General features: G+C 68.4%; 20 protein-coding genes. 3 read left to right on the forward strand and 17 right to left on the reverse strand.

Going from position 1 to position 16,336, the window contains the following annotated elements; translation table 11 throughout:
• Nucleotides 1-540 (forward strand): response regulator (locus IBL25_RS05060; protein WP_187777470.1); only part of this gene is annotated, 540 nt, incomplete at its 5' end.
• A 10-nt stretch (nucleotides 541-550) separates the two neighbouring features.
• Here IBL25_RS05060 and IBL25_RS27230 read toward each other — a convergent pair.
• The 4 genes from IBL25_RS27230 to IBL25_RS05080 all read right to left on the reverse strand — a co-directional run bounded on the left by IBL25_RS27230 (nucleotide 551) and on the right by IBL25_RS05080 (nucleotide 4,151).
• The gene (locus IBL25_RS27230; RefSeq protein ID WP_187777471.1) at nucleotides 551-889 is read right to left on the reverse strand and encodes an Hpt domain-containing protein; all 339 of its coding nucleotides are present in this window, start codon (nucleotides 887-889) and stop codon (nucleotides 551-553) included.
• Between the two features lie 86 nt (nucleotides 890-975).
• Nucleotides 976-2,193, reverse strand: a complete 1,218-nt coding sequence (locus IBL25_RS05070; RefSeq protein ID WP_187777472.1) for a multidrug effflux MFS transporter — start codon at nucleotides 2,191-2,193, stop codon at nucleotides 976-978.
• A 36-nt stretch (nucleotides 2,194-2,229) separates the two neighbouring features.
• On the reverse strand, nucleotides 2,230-3,093 hold the full coding sequence (locus IBL25_RS05075) for a TIGR01459 family HAD-type hydrolase (protein ID WP_187777473.1): 864 nt from the start codon (nucleotides 3,091-3,093) through the stop codon (nucleotides 2,230-2,232).
• Complete coding sequence (locus tag IBL25_RS05080; protein ID WP_187777474.1) at nucleotides 3,093-4,151, reverse strand: quinone-dependent dihydroorotate dehydrogenase; 1,059 nt, start codon at nucleotides 4,149-4,151, stop codon at nucleotides 3,093-3,095. The genes IBL25_RS05075 and IBL25_RS05080 overlap by 1 nt, the downstream gene beginning before the upstream one ends.
• Nucleotides 4,152-4,267: 116 nt before the next feature.
• Between IBL25_RS05080 and IBL25_RS05085 the strand changes: the two genes are divergently transcribed.
• Nucleotides 4,268-5,122, forward strand: a complete 855-nt coding sequence (locus IBL25_RS05085) for a DMT family transporter (RefSeq protein ID WP_238940228.1) — start codon at nucleotides 4,268-4,270, stop codon at nucleotides 5,120-5,122.
• Between the two features lie 4 nt (nucleotides 5,123-5,126).
• On the opposite strand, the gene IBL25_RS05090 is transcribed toward IBL25_RS05085, so the two are convergent.
• Genes IBL25_RS05090 through IBL25_RS05100 form a run of 3 tightly spaced genes read right to left on the reverse strand, consistent with a single transcriptional unit; the run spans nucleotide 5,127 to nucleotide 6,376 of the window.
• A complete protein-coding gene (locus IBL25_RS05090; RefSeq protein ID WP_456315854.1) occupies nucleotides 5,127-5,525 on the reverse strand; it encodes a DUF952 domain-containing protein in 399 nt (132 codons plus the stop codon).
• A gap of 6 nt (nucleotides 5,526-5,531) precedes the next feature.
• Nucleotides 5,532-6,005, reverse strand: coding sequence for a cell wall hydrolase (locus IBL25_RS05095; RefSeq protein WP_187777475.1), 474 nt, complete (start codon nucleotides 6,003-6,005; stop codon nucleotides 5,532-5,534).
• Complete coding sequence (locus tag IBL25_RS05100; protein ID WP_187777476.1) at nucleotides 6,002-6,376, reverse strand: hypothetical protein; 375 nt, start codon at nucleotides 6,374-6,376, stop codon at nucleotides 6,002-6,004. The genes IBL25_RS05095 and IBL25_RS05100 overlap by 4 nt, the downstream gene beginning before the upstream one ends.
• Nucleotides 6,377-6,477: 101 nt before the next feature.
• Between IBL25_RS05100 and IBL25_RS05105 the strand changes: the two genes are divergently transcribed.
• Nucleotides 6,478-6,702 carry a hypothetical protein gene (locus tag IBL25_RS05105; RefSeq protein WP_120638570.1) on the forward strand — a complete coding sequence of 75 codons (225 nt, stop codon included), beginning with the start codon at nucleotides 6,478-6,480 and terminating at the stop codon, nucleotides 6,700-6,702.
• Nucleotides 6,703-6,797: 95 nt separating this feature from the next.
• Here IBL25_RS05105 and IBL25_RS05110 read toward each other — a convergent pair whose 3' ends face one another.
• The 10 genes from IBL25_RS05110 to IBL25_RS05155 form a co-directional block, all read right to left on the reverse strand.
• Nucleotides 6,798-7,307 carry a hypothetical protein gene (locus IBL25_RS05110; protein WP_187777477.1) on the reverse strand — a complete coding sequence of 170 codons (510 nt, stop codon included), beginning with the start codon at nucleotides 7,305-7,307 and terminating at the stop codon, nucleotides 6,798-6,800.
• 419 nt (nucleotides 7,308-7,726) lie between these two features.
• On the reverse strand, nucleotides 7,727-7,996 hold the full coding sequence (locus tag IBL25_RS27490; protein WP_187777478.1) for a polymorphic toxin type 50 domain-containing protein: 270 nt from the start codon (nucleotides 7,994-7,996) through the stop codon (nucleotides 7,727-7,729).
• Nucleotides 7,936-8,328, reverse strand: a complete 393-nt coding sequence (locus IBL25_RS05120; protein ID WP_187777543.1) for a hypothetical protein — start codon at nucleotides 8,326-8,328, stop codon at nucleotides 7,936-7,938. Before IBL25_RS05120 ends, IBL25_RS27490 begins: the two co-directional genes overlap by 61 nt.
• 48 nt (nucleotides 8,329-8,376) lie before the next feature.
• A complete protein-coding gene (gene terL, locus IBL25_RS05125) occupies nucleotides 8,377-9,822 on the reverse strand; it encodes a phage terminase large subunit (RefSeq protein ID WP_238940229.1) in 1,446 nt (481 codons plus the stop codon).
• Nucleotides 9,794-10,117, reverse strand: coding sequence for a hypothetical protein (locus IBL25_RS05130; protein ID WP_187777479.1), 324 nt, complete (start codon nucleotides 10,115-10,117; stop codon nucleotides 9,794-9,796). The genes terL and IBL25_RS05130 overlap by 29 nt, the downstream gene beginning before the upstream one ends.
• Nucleotides 10,118-10,120: 3 nt before the next feature.
• Complete coding sequence (locus IBL25_RS05135; RefSeq protein ID WP_187777480.1) at nucleotides 10,121-12,463, reverse strand: hydrolase; 2,343 nt, start codon at nucleotides 12,461-12,463, stop codon at nucleotides 10,121-10,123.
• A 61-nt stretch (nucleotides 12,464-12,524) separates the two neighbouring features.
• Complete coding sequence (locus IBL25_RS05140; protein WP_187777481.1) at nucleotides 12,525-12,965, reverse strand: hypothetical protein; 441 nt, start codon at nucleotides 12,963-12,965, stop codon at nucleotides 12,525-12,527.
• Nucleotides 12,965-14,845, reverse strand: coding sequence for a hypothetical protein (locus IBL25_RS05145; protein ID WP_187777482.1), 1,881 nt, complete (start codon nucleotides 14,843-14,845; stop codon nucleotides 12,965-12,967). Before IBL25_RS05145 ends, IBL25_RS05140 begins: the two co-directional genes overlap by 1 nt.
• 4 nt (nucleotides 14,846-14,849) lie before the next feature.
• The gene (locus IBL25_RS05150) at nucleotides 14,850-15,419 is read right to left on the reverse strand and encodes a hypothetical protein (RefSeq protein WP_187777483.1); all 570 of its coding nucleotides are present in this window, start codon (nucleotides 15,417-15,419) and stop codon (nucleotides 14,850-14,852) included.
• Between the two features lie 73 nt (nucleotides 15,420-15,492).
• Nucleotides 15,493-16,329, reverse strand: a complete 837-nt coding sequence (locus IBL25_RS05155) for a phage capsid protein (protein WP_187777484.1) — start codon at nucleotides 16,327-16,329, stop codon at nucleotides 15,493-15,495.
• Nucleotides 16,330-16,336 lie beyond the last annotated feature (7 nt).

A 16,336-nucleotide genomic window follows, 5' to 3' on the forward strand; every position in this document is an offset into this window, starting at 1 on the left:
CTGCATGCCACGGCAGCGGGGCGGGAGGAGGCCGAGGATGTGCCGGGCGTGGTGCCGCTGCTGAAGCCGCTGCTGCCGGGCCGGCTGCGGCAGGCGGTGCTGAACGTGCTGGCCCTGCCGGTGCCGGCGCCGGTGGCCTCCGCCGCCGTCCTGGCGCCGCCGCCACCGCCGCTGACCCCGGGGCTGAAGGTCCTGCTGGTGGAGGACAATACCACCAACCAACTGGTGATGGGCACGCTGCTGCAGCGCAACGGCTGCCGGGTGGAGGTCGCCTCGAATGGCGCCGAGGCGCTGGCCCGGGCGAGGGCCGAAGCCTATGACATCATCCTGATGGACCTGCAGATGCCGGTGATGGATGGCTTGCAGGCCACCCGCGCCATCCGCGCCGCCGCCGGACCCAACCGCGCCACGCGCATCATCGGCCTGACCGCCGCCGTGGGCACGGAATTCGAGCAACAGTGCCGGGAAGCGGGGATGGACGATTACCTGTCCAAGCCGGTGCAGCGGGCGGTGCTGCTGCGGGCGCTGCGCGCGGGCTGAGCCGCCAGGGCTACGGCGGCCCGGCCGAGGAAAGGCTCATCAATTCCGCCAGCGCGGCCCTGGCCTCCTGCCCCAGCTCCTGCACCGTGGCGGCGGTCGGGGCCACATCCGGGCTCATGGCCTGCCGCGCCAGGCTTTCCAGCCGCCGCGCGCCAATGGAGCCGGCGGCGCCGGCGAGGCTATGGGCGTTGCGGCGGTAGGAATCCATCTCCCTGGCCTCCAGCGCATCGACCATCTGCTCCACCAGCCGGGCCAGATCCGCTTCGAAGGTCCGGACCACACCGACAAAGACATCGTGGGGAAGCTCGGCGGCGAGCTGGCGGGCAATCTCGGGATCGATGGCTTTCACAACGGGAAGGTTGCAAAAGCCGAACTCACGGTCAACGAAACGGTCGGAGTCGCACAGGGTTTTCACTTGGGCTTTCTCCTCCGGCTTCACACCGGCGCCAGGCGCCGCGCGGCGGCCAGACCAAGCTGCGCGGACAGGGCGCAGACCACCATCACCAGGGCGGTGCCGAAGCCGGTGCCGGCTTCCAGCACCCCCGCCGCGACGGTCGTGACCGCCCCCAGCGCCATCTGCGAGGCCCCGACCACGCCGGATGCGGTGCCGGCCAGCTTGGGCTGCACGCTGATGGCCGCCGCCAGCGAATTGGGCTGCGAGATGCCGTTGCCGATGCCCATCAGCAGCATGGGCAGAAAGAACATCACCAGGGACAGGGGCAGCAGCAGCAGCGTGACCAGGGAGAGCAGCGCGCCGGCCGTGGTGACGACCAGCCCGGCCCGCAGCATGCGCTGCACCCCCAGGCGGCCGGAGAAGCGCCCCGCCAGGAAGGAGCCCAGGGCGAAGGACAGCGAGGTGGCCATGAAGGCCAGCGCATAGGCGCGCGGCGTATGGCCCAGCCCTTCCACCAGCACGCGCGGCGCGCCGGCCATGAAGGCGAAGAAGACGCCGGAGGAAAAGGCCGTGACGGCCGTGTAGCAACAGAAGACCGGGCTGGCGAAGAGCCGCAGATAAGCCCGCAGGATGCCGAGCAGGCCGGGCAGCGGCTGCGGCTCCCGCAGCGTTTCCGACAGGTAGCGCAGGGCCAGGAGGGACAGCACCAGCCCCAGGGCGGCGCAGGCCAGCATGGAGGCGCGCCAGCCGGCCAGGGCCTGCAACTCAGCCCCAACCAGCGGCGCCATCATGGGCGCCACGGTCATGCCCATCATCACAAAGCCGATCTTGCTGGCGGCCTGGTTGGCGGGAAAGACATCGCGGATCATGGCGCGGGTCATCACCATGCCGGCGCAGGCCCCGGCCGCCTGCGCGGCGCGCGCCACCACCAGCAGCCCCAGGCTGGGCGCCAGCGTCGCCGCGACGGAGCCCAGCAGATAAACGCCGAGCCCGCAGAGCAGCAGCGGACGCCGCCCGAAGCGGTCCGAAAGCGGGCCATAGATCAGTTGCCCCAGGCAGATGCCGATCAGATAGACCGTGAAGGAAAGCTGCGCCGTGGCATAGGGCACGGCGAAATGCTGGGCCAGCAGCGGCAGCGCCGGCAGCATCACCTGCATGGTGAAGGGGCCGGCACCCGTCAGCACCGTCAGCAGCCAGAGGGGCGGCAGGGTATGGCCGTTCACCGTGGCGGGTTCGTGCGAGATGTCGCGGGGGCTCATGCCGTTGGTTCTCCTCCCGGCCGCGCCCCCTGCCCCTCAGGCGGCCCAGCGCAGGCTGCGCAGTGCCGCGATGGGCGAGACATGCTGCCGCGCCGCTTCCGCCTCCAGCAGGGCATCGGAGGGGTCGGGGCCCAGGTTGTCGGCCGCCAGGCCGGTCATGGCCCAAACGGCGTCGATGCCAGCATTCTTGGCGCCCAGCAGGTCGGTATGCGGCGTATCGCCGATGGCCGCGACGCGGGAAGCGGGAACCCCCAGCGTGGCCAGCACGGTTTCATAGACCATGGCATCGGGCTTACCGATCTCCATGACATCGCCGCCCAGTTCCAGGTAGCGGTCGGCGAAGGCGCCGGCGCAGATCAGCCGCTCGCCACCGACCATCACGGCGCGGTCCGGGTTGACGCAGAGCATCGGCAGCTTGTGGCGGGCGCAGTCTTCCAGCAGCGGCTGGTAAGGGTCGGCGCTGCGGGCACCGTTCAGCGGGTCGGGGCCGGTGTTCAGCAGCCAATCGGCCTCGGCTGGCGTGGCGACCAGGGAGATGTCCAGGTCCTCGACCACCGAGAGGTCGCGTTCCGGGCCGAGGTGGAAGGCGCGGCGGCCGAGCTTGGCGAACCAGGGATGCGTGCGGTCGCGCAGCAGGGTCCAGGAAACCTCGCCGGAGGTGACGATGCCGTCCCACAGCCCCTTGTCCAGCCCCATGCCGGCCAGCTGCTTCTCGACCGTCCAGGCACGGCGCGGCGCGTTGGAGAGCAGCACGATGCGCTTGCCGCGCGCCCGCATCTCCGCCAGCGCCTCCGGCACGCCGGGATAGGGCTGCTGGCCGTCATGGATGACGCCCCAGATGTCCAGAACATAGCCGTCATGGCTCTCGGCCAGTTCGGCCACGCTTTCCATCATGCGCATCAGGCATCCACTCCCACGGCCTGGGCGACGCTGGTGAAGCCGTCGCGCTGCAACAGCGCGGCCAGCCCGCGCTTGAGTTCGGGCACCAGCCGGGGGCCGGCATAGGCGAAGGCGGCGTAGAGCTGCACCAGCGAGGCGCCCGCGCGGATCTTGGTGTAGGCCTGCTCCGGCGTCGCGATGCCGCCGCAGCCGATCAGCGTCAGGCGCCCGGCGGCCAAGCGGTGCACGCGGCGCAGCAGGGCGGTTGAGGGCTCGAAGAGCGGGGCGCCGGACAGGCCGCCGGTCTCGCCCCGGTGCGGGCTGGTCAGGCTGGCCGGGCGGGCGATGGTGGTGTTGGAGACGATCAGCCCCGCCACGCCATGCGCCACACAGGTCTCGACCACGGCGGGCACCGCGTCCTCGGCCAGGTCGGGGGCGATCTTCACCAGCACGGGCGGCTGGCGGGGCGCATTGGCACGGGCGGCGGCGATGGCGGCCAGGATGGCGGCCAGCCGCTGTTCCCCCTGCAGGTCCCGCAGGCCGGGCGTGTTGGGGGAGGAGACATTGACCGTGACGTAATCGGCCTGCGGCGCCACGCCGAGATAGAGCGCGGGATAATCGCGCTCCGGGTCCGCGCCTTCCTTGTTGATGCCGATATTGGCGCCCAGCACCGCCGGCAGCGGCCGCGGCAGCGCCGCCAGCCGGCTGACAAAGGCCTGCATGCCGCGGTTGTTCATGCCCATGCGGTTGATGACGGCGGCATCCTGCTCCAGCCGGAACAGGCGGGGCTTGGGGTTGCCGTCCTGCGGGCGCGGCGTGGTGGTGCCGGGCTCCACGAAGCCGAAGCCCAGTCGCATCAGCGGCAGCACCGCCAGCGCGTTCTTGTCGAAGCCCGCCGCCAGCCCGATGGGGTTGCGGAAGCCGAGGCCCAGCGCCGTGGTGGCCAGCACGGGGTCGTCCTGCCCCTGGTCGGCGCCGGCCAGGCCAAGGCCCAGGGCTTTCAGCGCCAGCTCATGGGCGCGTTCGGGGTCCATGCCGCGCATCAGCGGCATCAGGGCGGAGGCAATGGCAGGGGTCATGGCGAGGCCGCTTGTGCACCGCCAAAGGCCGCAAGGGAAGCCCCGCGAGGACAATCGGCAAGGGGATTGCGTTCCGGCGCCGGCTATGGTCCTGCCCCGCGCGGATAAGCGAGGAGATGCCCGTGCGAGGGCCGTTGCTGATGCTGGGGGCGCTGGGGCTCTTCGCGTTGCTGGATGCCAACAGCAAGCTGCTGGCGGGTAGCTATCAGGTGCCGCAGGTGGTGCTGATCCGCCATGTGGTGATGCTGGCGCTGCTTTTCGGTGTGCGGGCACTGCGGCCGGGCCTTGGGGGCACGCTCGGCACAGCGCATCCGGCGCTGCACCTGCTGCGGGCGGCGGCCATGCTGGGCTCGGCACTGGGCTTCTTCCTGGCGCTGCGCGAGATCCCGATGGCCGAAGGCTATCTGGTCTATTTCACCGCGCCCTTCCTCACCATGGCTCTGGCCGCCCTGCTGCTGCGGGAGGGCCCGCCGCGCGCCGCCTGGCTCTGGTGCGCCGTGGGCTTCCTGGGGGTGCTGGTGGCCATGGCGCCGGGGCTGCAGGCGGGCGGCAGCCTCGCGGCCTATGGCTTCGCCTTCATGGGCACCTGCTGCTACGCGGTGGTGCTGACCATCAACCGCTGGCTGCGGAACGAGCCCGGCACGGCGCGGCTGATCCTGTGGTCGGCGCTGCCGGGCGGGCTGGTGCTGCTGCCCTTCGCCTGGACGGGCTGGATACCGCCGGCCGGGGCCATCGACTGGCTGGCCTTGGCGGCCAATGGCATCCTGGCCGGGGGCGCGACCATCTGCCTGGCCGGCGCCTTCCGCCACGCCAGCGTGGCAAAGCTGGCGCCGCTGGAATTCTCCGCCCTGGTCTGGGCCATGGTGCTGGATGTGGGGATCTGGGGCCATTGGCCCGGCGCGGCCACGCTGATCGGCGCCGCCATCGTGGTCGGCGCCTGCGTCATGAGCCAGCGGGTGGCGCGGGAATGACGCCTTAGGGGATCTCGGGGGGGAAGATGTGCAGGCCGTCCTCGCCCAGGGGCAGAGGCACGGCGGAGCGCAGCGCGGCCAGCGGCAGCGGCGCGTAGAGATGCGGGAAAAGGCCGGGGCGCTTGCCGCCGGCGGCGGGCTCCCATGTCAGGGCCTCGCCCAACGCGGCGGCATCGGCAGCCAGCAGCCAGAGGCCAGCCTGCCCCGCGCGATGCTTGGCCGCGCTGGCCCGCAGCTGTGCGGCGGTGGAGAAATGCAGGAAGCCATCGCGGCGGTCGTCGGCACTGCCGCGATAAAGGCCTTCCCGCTGCGCGGCCTGCCAATCGACCTCATGGACCATGGTGTAGATGACGGCTTCCATGGCCCCGGTGTAGCGCGGCCCTGGCAGCCGCGCCAGCGCCATAGTTCTCTATTTGTTCTTATGTTGGGTCACGGCTTCCGCCGCGTAGAACAGGAACCCCCCCAGTTCGGCGCAGGGCGTGCGGGCGACGGCCCAGGCGGGCAACTCCTCCCCGGCATGGTGATGGGTGGCGCCGAAGGTGGGGTCTGTCAGCAACCCGGCCATGGCACGGGCGGCGATGCGGCGGCACATGGCCAGCACCGGGTCGCCCGGCGGCACCACCATCATCAGCAGGTGGCGCGGGTGGCGCGGATTCCAGCAGGAGAACTGAAAGGGCGCGCGGCAGACCCCCGCCACACCCCTGCCCCAGCGCGCGGCCTCCCCGGCCTCGGCGCGCTTCACGCGGTTCATCACCACCGCCGCCAGCGCCTCGATGGCGCGGACGGAACGGGTGCCGGCCTCGGCCCAGAGGGTGAGCGCGAAGATGTCCACCGGCGCCAGGGCGGTGGCCTGCGCGTCACGCGGGTTGGAAAGAATGCTCATGCCCTGTCCTCCGGCCGCCAGCCACGCTGGGGCTGTTGCGCCGCCACCGCCGCCGCCGCCACAGTGGCGGCACGGGTCGCGGCATCCAGTTTTTCCTCGATCCGCAGCAATTGCTGCGTCAGCCGCTGGTCCACGTCGCGGATCAGCGAAAGCGGCACATAGGTCCGCGCCACTTCCAGCTTGAACGCCGCCAGCTCATCGCGCGTGCGGGCCAGGGCATCGGGGTCGCGGGACGGCGGCGGGTCGTCCAGAGGCGGCAGACGCTCGGACAAGCCACGTCGCAAGCCATGCATCATCCAGAACAAAGCGGCCATCATCGGTGCCTGCACCGCGGCGGCCAGCATTTGCGGCTCCATCTCTGCGGGATTCATGCGGCCCTCCTCGGCCTTCTTGAACGGAGAAGGCGCCGGGGCCACCCTGCATGCTACAGGGGGCCACCGGCGCCTCCGGCAACCAGTTGCGTTTTGGAACGATGTGGAACGAGCCTTACCTAGAGACCTGCTGCCGATCGGCACTGCACCGGCTGACCCTGGTAGGGCGCCTTGGACGGCCGGACGGGCTGAAAGATGGCCCCTGCCTGCACCGGCTGGCCGATATGGGCCTGGCGGAGCAAGGCACGGACAGCCGCTTCCGCATCACCGCGCCCGGGCGGGTGCGGCATGCCGACGAGATTTTGAAGGTCAAGAAGGTGGCCTGAGGGCCGGCCGGGCAGCGGGCGCAATTCACCCGCTGACAAGCTAAGGCTTAATGGAAAACGCCGAAGCAAGCAAGGGAAATTCTACCTCTGGTTGATTATCCTCTTCGGCGATAGGCCACCATGCCCTGAGGCAGATGCAGCTTGCCCTTACCAGGGGCCAGCAGCGGGCGGGTGGTGATCTCGGCACAGTCCACGAAATCGGCCGTCACCTCGGCCTCCATGGCGTTGATCTGGTCCTGTTCATCCTGCGTCGGATGAGCGTCAAAGACGGGATAGAGAGTGGCGGCGCGCCGGCGCAGGTCCATGGCCACCAGCATCAGCATCAGCCGGCGCGGCGTTTGCCCGGACAGGGCGCGGCGGGCGGACCAGGCCAGGTCGGCATGCCAGTCATACCATGCGTCCCGCTGCCAGGGCGGGGCGGGGAAGCCCGATGGACGCGCCATGATGAAGCGGCGGCCAAGCGGCGTTTCATGGATCAGTCCTCGTGTGGTCGGCGCCTGCCGGCCGCCACGGAAGCGAAAGGTGCCAATCGAGTTGCCGCCGGTCTCGAACCAGTCCTTCACCGACGGAGCGAAGCAAGGCGAGCAGGACGTAACCTGAACCATCAGCATTCTTGCCCATTGTGCAGATGCAGCATGGCATGGGAACGCTGATGAAAGGGTTAAGCGTCACCGTTGTCGCGATGATGTGTGCAAGCCTCAGCCTGACTATAAGGAGCGACGATAGGCTACGCTGCCTGGCAGAACATTCGGCTCTTCACCAGGTGCCAGGACCTCGATCTCCGTCCCGATGAATGTGTCATCGACGTAGTCCGCGAAGATCTCACCTTCCACATTGCCAAGGTTGGCATAATCATCTTCCGAAGGTGGGGCGCCAAAATGCGCTCATAGCCGCAGCAGGTGACGGGAGATGTCCACTTCTACGGAATACACGATCATGCTGGCTGGTGTCTGATCCCTTAGCGCACGTTGCGCCGACCAGATCAGGTCTTCCCGCATTTTCGGGAGGTTTGCCCAGGTCACCATCACTCCACCCATCCACTTGGTCTCGCCGGCACGATATGCGCGCCGCGAGACGAATAGTGTATCATGCCGCGTGTCGTCAGTGCCTCACGTCCATCTTTATGACGATAGACGTCCATGATTCGACTTCCGGTATCAGAGGACTCTCTTGTTCCCCCACCCCCCGGCTTACTTCCAGTGACCACCCGCCCTTTTCCAGCAAACTCTTTTATCAATGCATCTGGATCGGCATAAAGAGTACCGCGTCTGGGATCGATTTGGGTTCCAGGCATATGGCGCGCTTGCACGTCGCGATGGATATCGAAGCGCGGCTCACTACTGGGTTTTGGCGAGCGCGCACGGCCAGATGCACTGCCACCAAAGCTGCGTGATGGGCCGACATGCCGCCACTGCCGCCTTCCAACGGCTGCGGCTTCTCCACACCTTCCAGCGGATCGCGCCTTCGCATGACGAAGATGACCGAGCCGCCGGCGGCCGCTCGTCCGGTCGAACCGCCACCACCGAACCCGATAGCTCGGTCATCGGCACTGCCATCCGGAGCAGTTCGGGTATGACTGCCGACAAGCTCCGGCCGCCCACCCCGAACACGGTCATAGGCGCGCACGGAGACAAGTGCCGTGCAACGCACCTTTCCTGATCGGTCCTGTTTTTGTCAAAGGCCTCGCCACCCCGGCCCGCGCGGCGCCGGCGGTGCGCCGGGCAGCCGGACTGGTTCCGCCAGAAGGCAGCCGGAGACCGCATCCAGCGCGTCATCCCGCATCCCCGGCGTGTCGGGCTTCCATTCCGCCATCTCGGTTGGAAAGGGCGTGCGGAACACACGCTCATGCGCATGCAGCTTGCGCGCCGCCAGAACCGGGTCCAACGCGGATAGGATGCGGTCCTGCTTGGCATGGCGGCTGTGCTGCTCCACCACGGCGCAGGCGGCGCCGGCGCGCGCCATTTCCCGCTTCAGCAACGCGGGCAGGAAGCGGCCGATGCCGTTGGTTTCCACCCGCAGCACCGGCAGCAGCAATTCGCGCGCGATCTGCGCCACCTGGCGGCATTGCTGGGTCGCCGGGTCATCGGGCGCATCCGGGTCATGTGTCAGATAAGCCAGGCGATGCAGGTAATGGTTGCCGTCGGCATCGCTGTAGGTGGCGGCGAGAACGGACCCATCGCCGCTGCCGGGCCGGCCATAGGCCGGGTCCCAGAAGCCACCGCCGGACACCATGCGCCGGCCCAGCAGGTTCAGCACCGGGCGGCCACTGGCCTCGCGATAATCGGTATCCTCGGCGTAGCGGATGACCAGGCGCGGGTCGAGCCGCGCCGCGCCACCCGCCACCGCGCGCAACAGCATCTGCCGGCCGAAATGGATCGGCCCCACCTGCTCCCGCATCCGCGCGACGGTGCCGGTGGAAAAGCGTTCCGGCCAGGCGCTGCGGCCCGCCGCGTCCAGCAGCGGGATCAACAGGCGACGGTAGCTGCCGAGAAACGCATCGCCCTCGTCCGGATGCAGGTAAAGGCTTTCGGCGCAATGCGGCGTGCCGACATACAGGATGGTGCCGCCGGGGGTCAGGATGAACTCGGTCTCCGCCAGCCTTTCACGAAGCTCCTCACGTTTCCCCGGAGAATCGCAATTTCCGGCCACCTCCACATCGTCGCAGATAATGACATCCGCCCGTGTGCCGGTGATATTGCCCCCCAGCCCCGCCGCCAGCATGGAAGGATCGCGCAGCGCACCCTGGCGATTGACGATGAAGCGGTCCGAGGCCCATGCCTCGGCATGCTGCGGCACCAGATGCGCACAGAGCGGATGCCGCTCCACGATGCGGCGCACCGCGGCCACCATCTTGGTGGCGAGCTGATGATCCGCTGCCAGCACCAGGATGCGGGTCTCCGGCCAACGCGCCAACAACCAGGCGCAGTAAAGGCCAACCAGCGTGGACTTGCCACAACCACGGAAGGCCATCAGCAGCAGGCGGCCATCCCCTGCCCCGCGCCGTGCATTCAGCCAGCGCAGAATGCGACGATGCACGGCGGGCGTGCCCTGGCCAAGCTGCGTGTTCCAGACCCAGACGAATTCCAGCAGGTCAGCCGGCGGCTCCTCCATCGGCGTCATCCTCCTCGTCCTCCTGTGCCTCGGCCGACATTGCCCCGCGCGCCTGTTGCAACAGCGCCTGGGCCTGGGCGACGCCCGCCACGTCCTCACCCGCACCGGCGGCGCGGGCGAGCTTCAGCAGATGCTCCAGATGGGCCAGAGCCGACTTGGCGGCGGCATGATGCGCGGCGAAGGCCTTGGCATCGTCATGGGTGCCTGGCGCGGGCCCTCGCGCGATGAAGGCGCCATAATCCTCCACCACCCGCATCGCCGCCGATTCCAGCTCGGTCGCGAGAGCCGGGGGTATGCCTTTCATGGCTCAGATCCTTGGCTTTGTGGCGCGCAGATGCAGGGTTCCCGCCCCAATATCGATGCTGCCGCCGCTGATGTTCTGTGCCGTGACACGAACCTGATCCGTCCCGCCCGTGCCGCCGACGCTGGCCTGAAACACCACGCCGCCAGCCTGGAAGCCGGTCGACTTGGCGAAGGAAGCCTGCACGAAATCCCCCTGCCGCACGCCCGGCAGGGCGACATCGCGCGTCGCGGTGGCGCCGGCCGCCAGCGCTGGAACAACCCAGCCGCTGTCGGAGGTGGTGTATTCCCGGACGCCCCATTTGCGGCTGCCACCATAGATCAGCGCCGGCGCATACATGGGCGAGCAGTAAAGCCGCAGTGCCTTCAGCACGGCATTGGCCGTGCCGCCGCGCACGCCGATGGCCGCGAAGCGCGCATTGGCATGCAGCGTGACTCGCTGCAGCTTGTTGATGGCCAAGCCGCCCACCAGGCTGTCCAGATCGGCATTGCCTTCCCAGAAGAAGGAGGGGCTACCGGCCCAAACCGTGTTCATGTTGGACAGCAGCGCCGGGCTTGAATCCGACAGCACATTCTCGCCGCCGTCGAATTGCATCACCACCGGCCGCAGTTCGCTGCCTTCGGCGGCGATGAAGAACTCCTTGCAGTCACCGCAATCAACGACGAAGGCCAGGCCTCGGCTGGTGGGAATGCCGACGCTATCGGCATTGAGCGTGAACAAGGTCAGGCCTGCAAAGGCGAAGCCGTTCAGGTTGCCCGGCGGGCCGGCGGGATTGCCGGAAAGCACCGCCATCTGCTCGAAGCCGATGCCGCCGCTGGTGTCGATGGTCTGGCGAAAGGCGCGCTGCCGGATATTCTCCGCTGCCGCCACCAGCCGGGGCGCGCCCTGTGCTGCCGCCGCCTGATGCAATGGCACAACCGTGCCGCCGGCGCGCGTGGCCGAGGCGGTGTACTCGATCGCCGTACCGGTGAAGGCATAGGTGCCGACATAGGAGACTTCATAGACGCAGTCATTGGCGCCGCCCGTATGGCGGGCCACGAAGGGGCTGCACTGCTCCATCCGCACGCCACGCGCGACAATGCCTCGCTCATCTCCGGCCTCCAGCAGGAAGGGGATGGCGGCCACCGCTCCTGGCGTCCCCTGGCGCTGCAGTTCAAATCCAGGGCCGATGAAGAGATGCGCATTGTGTCGTGGATACGCCCCCGGCGCGCAGGAGAAGCGCACGCCGAAGCGGTCCTTGGTGGTATGCGTCGCGGAGGAATTGGCAAAATGCCCGCCAATGTAGCGGATACTGTTGTTCCAGGCTGCCGCCGTTTCGCAGCGAATATCCAGACCAATGCGGTTGTCCACGATACGGCCGAGCTGGATGGTGCTATCCTCGAAGCCACGCTCCACGCCCTGCGTCCGGATGCCGATGGTAAAGCCCTCCGCCTGCCGGATCTCGACGCTGGAAGCATCGAGGTTGCGCAACAGGATGCCGATATCGGCCTCATCCACCCAATCCGACAATGTGGCGCGCTGCACCCGCAGCCCCTTGTAGAGCTTGGCGGCATTGCGCGCGCCAGCGCCGTCGCCCAGCGTCAGCGCCGCGTGGCCACCCGGGCCGGCATAGACGATCACGCCGCGCATGGTCATTCCTGGCGCGGCGCCGGGCAGCAGCAGCGGCATGGTGGTGCGGAAGCTGCCTTCGCCAATCAGCAGATACTTGCCGCTGCCGGCCGCCGCGTTCATCGCCGCCTGTAAGGCCGGACCATCATCGCTGACGCCATCGCCCATGGCGCCGAAGTCGCGGGCGGAGAGAACCTCGCCCATCTTGTCCGCCACGGTGCGGGCGATGGCGCCTACCTGCGGCACCCGCAGCACGCCCTCCTCGCGCGTGAAGGCGGTGACATTGCCCAGGCTGTCGAAGCCCAGCACGCGATTGGCGCGCGCCATGCGATCGGGCAGCACCAGCCCGGTGGGAGCCTCGCCCGGATTGGCACGCAGCATGCTGCCAGTGTCGTCACGGAACTCCTGCATCGCCGCCACCTGGCGGTCGAGGTCGTCGTTCAATGTATTGGCGCGCAGCAGGCCATTCGGCTGGAAGTCGCTGTTGCGCGCGATGACCATGCGGCGGCGCAGGGCCACCATGCTGCCAGCCCGCGGTGCCTTGGCAAAGGCAACGCTGCCGCCCTCGGAGGCACCCGCCCCGCGCACCGTGTAGCCGCTGGCGACGATCCGCCCATCCACGCGCACTTCCATGTCGGCAACCTGGAAGATCGGAAAGGGGTAGATGAAGACGGTCTGCGCGCCATCCGCCGCGTAATGCACACGCGGCGCAACGTCGCCGATGCGGATATGCTCGGCCATTCGGATCTCTCATGTGGAAAGGGTGAGGGAAAGCCCGGGCCTCGCGGCGGGGCGCGATTCGTCAGTCCAGCAGGTTGCGCACGGCGCTGCCGAAGCTGTTGCCGGCCCGCAGCCAGGTGGTCAGCGAGCCATCGGCGTTCAGCAGGCTGCTGCGGCCGGATGCCAGCCGCGCCTCGTAGGTGCCGGCGCTATCGGCCGCTGCCTCCGCCGCATCCTGCGCCAGGCCGGCGGTTATGGCACCGGCTGAGCCCTGGTCAGGGTTGACGCCGGAAGCCGCCAGCCGTGCACGGGTGGACGACACGGTGCGCTCCAGCTTGTCCTGCCGGCTGCGTGCCTCGGCAGCCTGCGCGGTGGCCAGCTGCTGCGTACGGGCATCCAATTCCTGCTGTTGCTGCCGCGCCTGCGCCTTGGCCGTGGCGGCCTGCTGCTGCCCCTGGCGCACCGTGCCGTAAAGCGAGGCCGCGGTGCCGGCGACAGCCGCGATGGGAACGAGTTGGGCCATCAATCGGTCATCCTGGTCTCGGTGGTGACGGAAAGCAGCGTCATCGGCAGCGGCGTATCGCCCTCGATGCGCCAGAGCGGCTGGATAGTGTCGCGGCGCCAGCCCAGGCCGCGCAGCGTGACATCGCCAGTGAAGCGCTGGGGCGCGGCATCCAGCATCGGCGTATCCATGCGCCGGAAGGGCACCGGCGCGGCGCCGCGGCCGAGGTCAACGGCCAGCGCCGCCGTATCCAGCAGGCGGAAGGTCGCGCTCACCAGCCGCAAGGGTCCGGCGCGCGAACCCGAGGGAGAGAACAGCAAGGGCGGCAATGGCTCGATCAGGTGTGTGAAGCCAAGGCCCGCCTGCACGGAGAAGGCCGGCGCATCCAGCGCCACGGCACCCCGCACCACCGGCACAGGGCCGCGCGGCGCGCCATCGGCCACCACCTGCACGGTCGCGCCCAGCAGATGATCCAGGCCGCTCCAAGCGGCTTTCTCGGTCCTGCTCTCGCCGCTCAGGCCGGCATCGACCGCGAGGGCATCGTCGAAACGCTCCAGCCGCCAGCCTCCCATGCGGAAGCTGACGCACCAGACGGTGCCATCGATCTCGGCCAGCGAGGAGAAGCGCCCCTCGGTATCCTGACGCGTCCAGGCCGTGACCTGCTCGGTGCGGTAGAGTGTCAGCGTGGCGAGCCAGCCGCCCTCCATCGCGACATGCAGCAGCCGCCGGGTCTGGTCGTAAGCCATGGCCACTGGTGCCTGCACCAGATGCCGCGCCACCAGCGCAAGATCGCTGGCCTGATAAGCCTGCTGCACGTCGGTATAGGCATATTCGTAGATCCCCTGACCCGCGCGCGAGGCAAAGATGGTGCTGCCATCGACATCCACCGGCTGGATCATCCGCGCGACCGGCGAGCCGATACGCGTCTGCCGGTGCAACTGGATGGAAGCCGGCGTCATCGGATCGCCCGTCACCATCCATTCGGCGCCCGAGGTGAAGACCTGCAGATGCCGCCCCGAGAAGACGGCGCGGATGGCATTCACCTGATCCGACAGCAGGCCGAACTCGATCGCCTGGTCATCCAGGCCGGTGCCGAGATCGAAGTTGAACAGGTCGCCGGAGCGAGACAACCACAGCCGGTTCGGCAGGTCCCGCGCACCGCCGATCACCAGCCTGTCCTGGTGGAAGCAGACGGTCACGGGCCAGCCGCGCGCGGCGCTGAAGGCGGCCTCATCCCAATCGGCGGTCGCGGCCACGCCGTCCAGTGGCTCCTGCACCACCGCGCTCGCCACCGTGGGCGAGATGACCTGTGTCACCAGCACCTTCTTCAAGCCAATGCGCAGCAGCGTATTGGCATGGCCCGGCTGGAAGACATTGGCGCTAGCTGTCAGCGTCACCGCGCCCGTCGTCGCGCTGCTGGCCAGCGTGACACTGGTTGGCGCGAAGCGGTGGAAAGGCTGTTCCACGAAGAACCAGCCGGCAATGCTCCAGTCAGCATGGCTGCTGCGGCTGATGCGCTGCGGGGGGAGGTCCGGATGCACCACCAGCAATGTATCGGCGCTCTGGGTATAGGCGATGTGGTCCAACATGCCTTCCGTCCAGGGCGCCACAAGCTGCGCCGCCAGCACATCCCCCATGAAGACCTGCAAGAGCCGGTCCGTCAGCACCAGCAGATAGGTCTGCTCCGTGTTGAACTCGAAGGCGATCAGTCGCGCCTTGCCCGGCAGCAGCGCAACGTGGCGCAGGCCGGGACGGCGCGTCACGCCGCCAGTGGGTTGGATAAAGACATTGCGCAGGCGCCGCGCGCCATTCTCGAAGGCGCGCAGGTCGCCCCGCCCCAGAAGCTGGTCGCCGAGTTCCCCCGCGGTGAAACTGGTCTTGACGCTGCGGCCCATGGCCATGCCCTCACCCCCGCGCCATGATCAAAGGGAAATCCTCGATGGCCTTCACCGTGGCCTGCTGGCTGTCGGCCAGCCGCGCGGCACGGAACTCGCCATCGGCCATCCGGTGCAGCATCTCGGCGCGTGAGGTACTCTCGGTGAGCGGGATGCAGAACTCGGCGGCCAGCCGCGTCACCAGCGCGGCGGCGAAGAAGGGCGGAAACTCGCTTTCCTCAGGCCGGAACACATAGGTCAGCGTCACCTGATCGGCATCCGTGTGCAGGCGCTGCTCATGCAGGCGGTAGAACAACCCGCGCCCCGCCCCGCCGCTGCCGGCGGACAGCACGCGCAGGAAATCCGCCGGCACCTGATAGGCGTGGCGGTAATCGGCAAAGGGCAGTTCCGCCAGGCGCGGCAGGTCCATTTGCCCGGTCGCGAAGCTCCAGGGGTGCGAGGAGAGCATCGCGTCCCTTACGGATGGATAGAGATTCGCCGCCACCTCCGCCTCGGCGGTGCCTTCATCGAAGGAGGCGACAGGCTGCGCGCCGATCTTGAGGAGCGCGCGCGAGCAGAGGACGAGGGCAGAGAGCGCCATCGGCAGAACTCCTGATCGGCGGTGAAGAGAAGGATAGCCGGCCGGGGGCACAAAGCCCCCGACCGCGCCGTGCTCAGGCCTCGAAGGCGCGCATCCGCACAACGCCGGTCTCATCGACCAGCACCGCGCCCTGACTCATCATGTTGTTGACGAAATAGGCCGCGCGATCGCCGTGCCAGGTGATGTCGGTGGCAACTTCCTGCGCCACGCCATGGCCGATGGCCGTCTTGTGGTAGAAGTAGCAGAAGCGCAGGTCGCCGCTCTTGGTCAGGCCGGAATGCGGCATCCAGGTCGCGCCCAGCCAGCGCTTGGCCTGCGTGCCCTTCCAGGGCAGCTCGTCATCGCCGACATATTGGGTATTGGCGAATTCCGGGATCTGCAGCAGGTCGCTCCACTGCTTCCAGCCAACGATGGCGAAGCGGTTGCCATCATCCGGCACATCGGCAGCGCCCAGCATCTCGAAGGCCAGCAGCACCTTGGCCTTGGTCAGCCCATCGGTATCCGTGGTGCCGGCGGCGGTGCCGATGGCCTCGCGGGTGCCGGCATCCATGGCGGCGATGATCAGCTCATCGGTCTTGCGGCCCAGCGCATAGGCGCCGGCATTGGCCACCACGGCGCGCTCATCGATATTGGTCTTCAGCTCGTCCAGGCGGTCGATCCATTCGCCGGCATAATAGTCCTGCAGGAAGCATTCCACGTGGGAATGCGACAGGTTCATCACCGGCACCGCGCCGTTGCGCGCCTTCGCCGCCGCCGTGCCACGCCCGACGATGGGAAACACGGTGGAGGCGCCACGCACGCCATTCTTGCTGCGCACCGTGGGGCGCAGCTTGCTGCCCTGGCGCTGATAGGCCTCATGCACCTCGGACTCGAACTGCTTCGCGAAAACCTGGTCGATCGTGGCGGACATCGGATGT

It is taken from the genome of Pseudoroseomonas ludipueritiae (assembly GCF_014490445.1).
GTDB lineage: Bacteria > Pseudomonadota > Alphaproteobacteria > Acetobacterales > Acetobacteraceae > Pseudoroseomonas > Pseudoroseomonas ludipueritiae.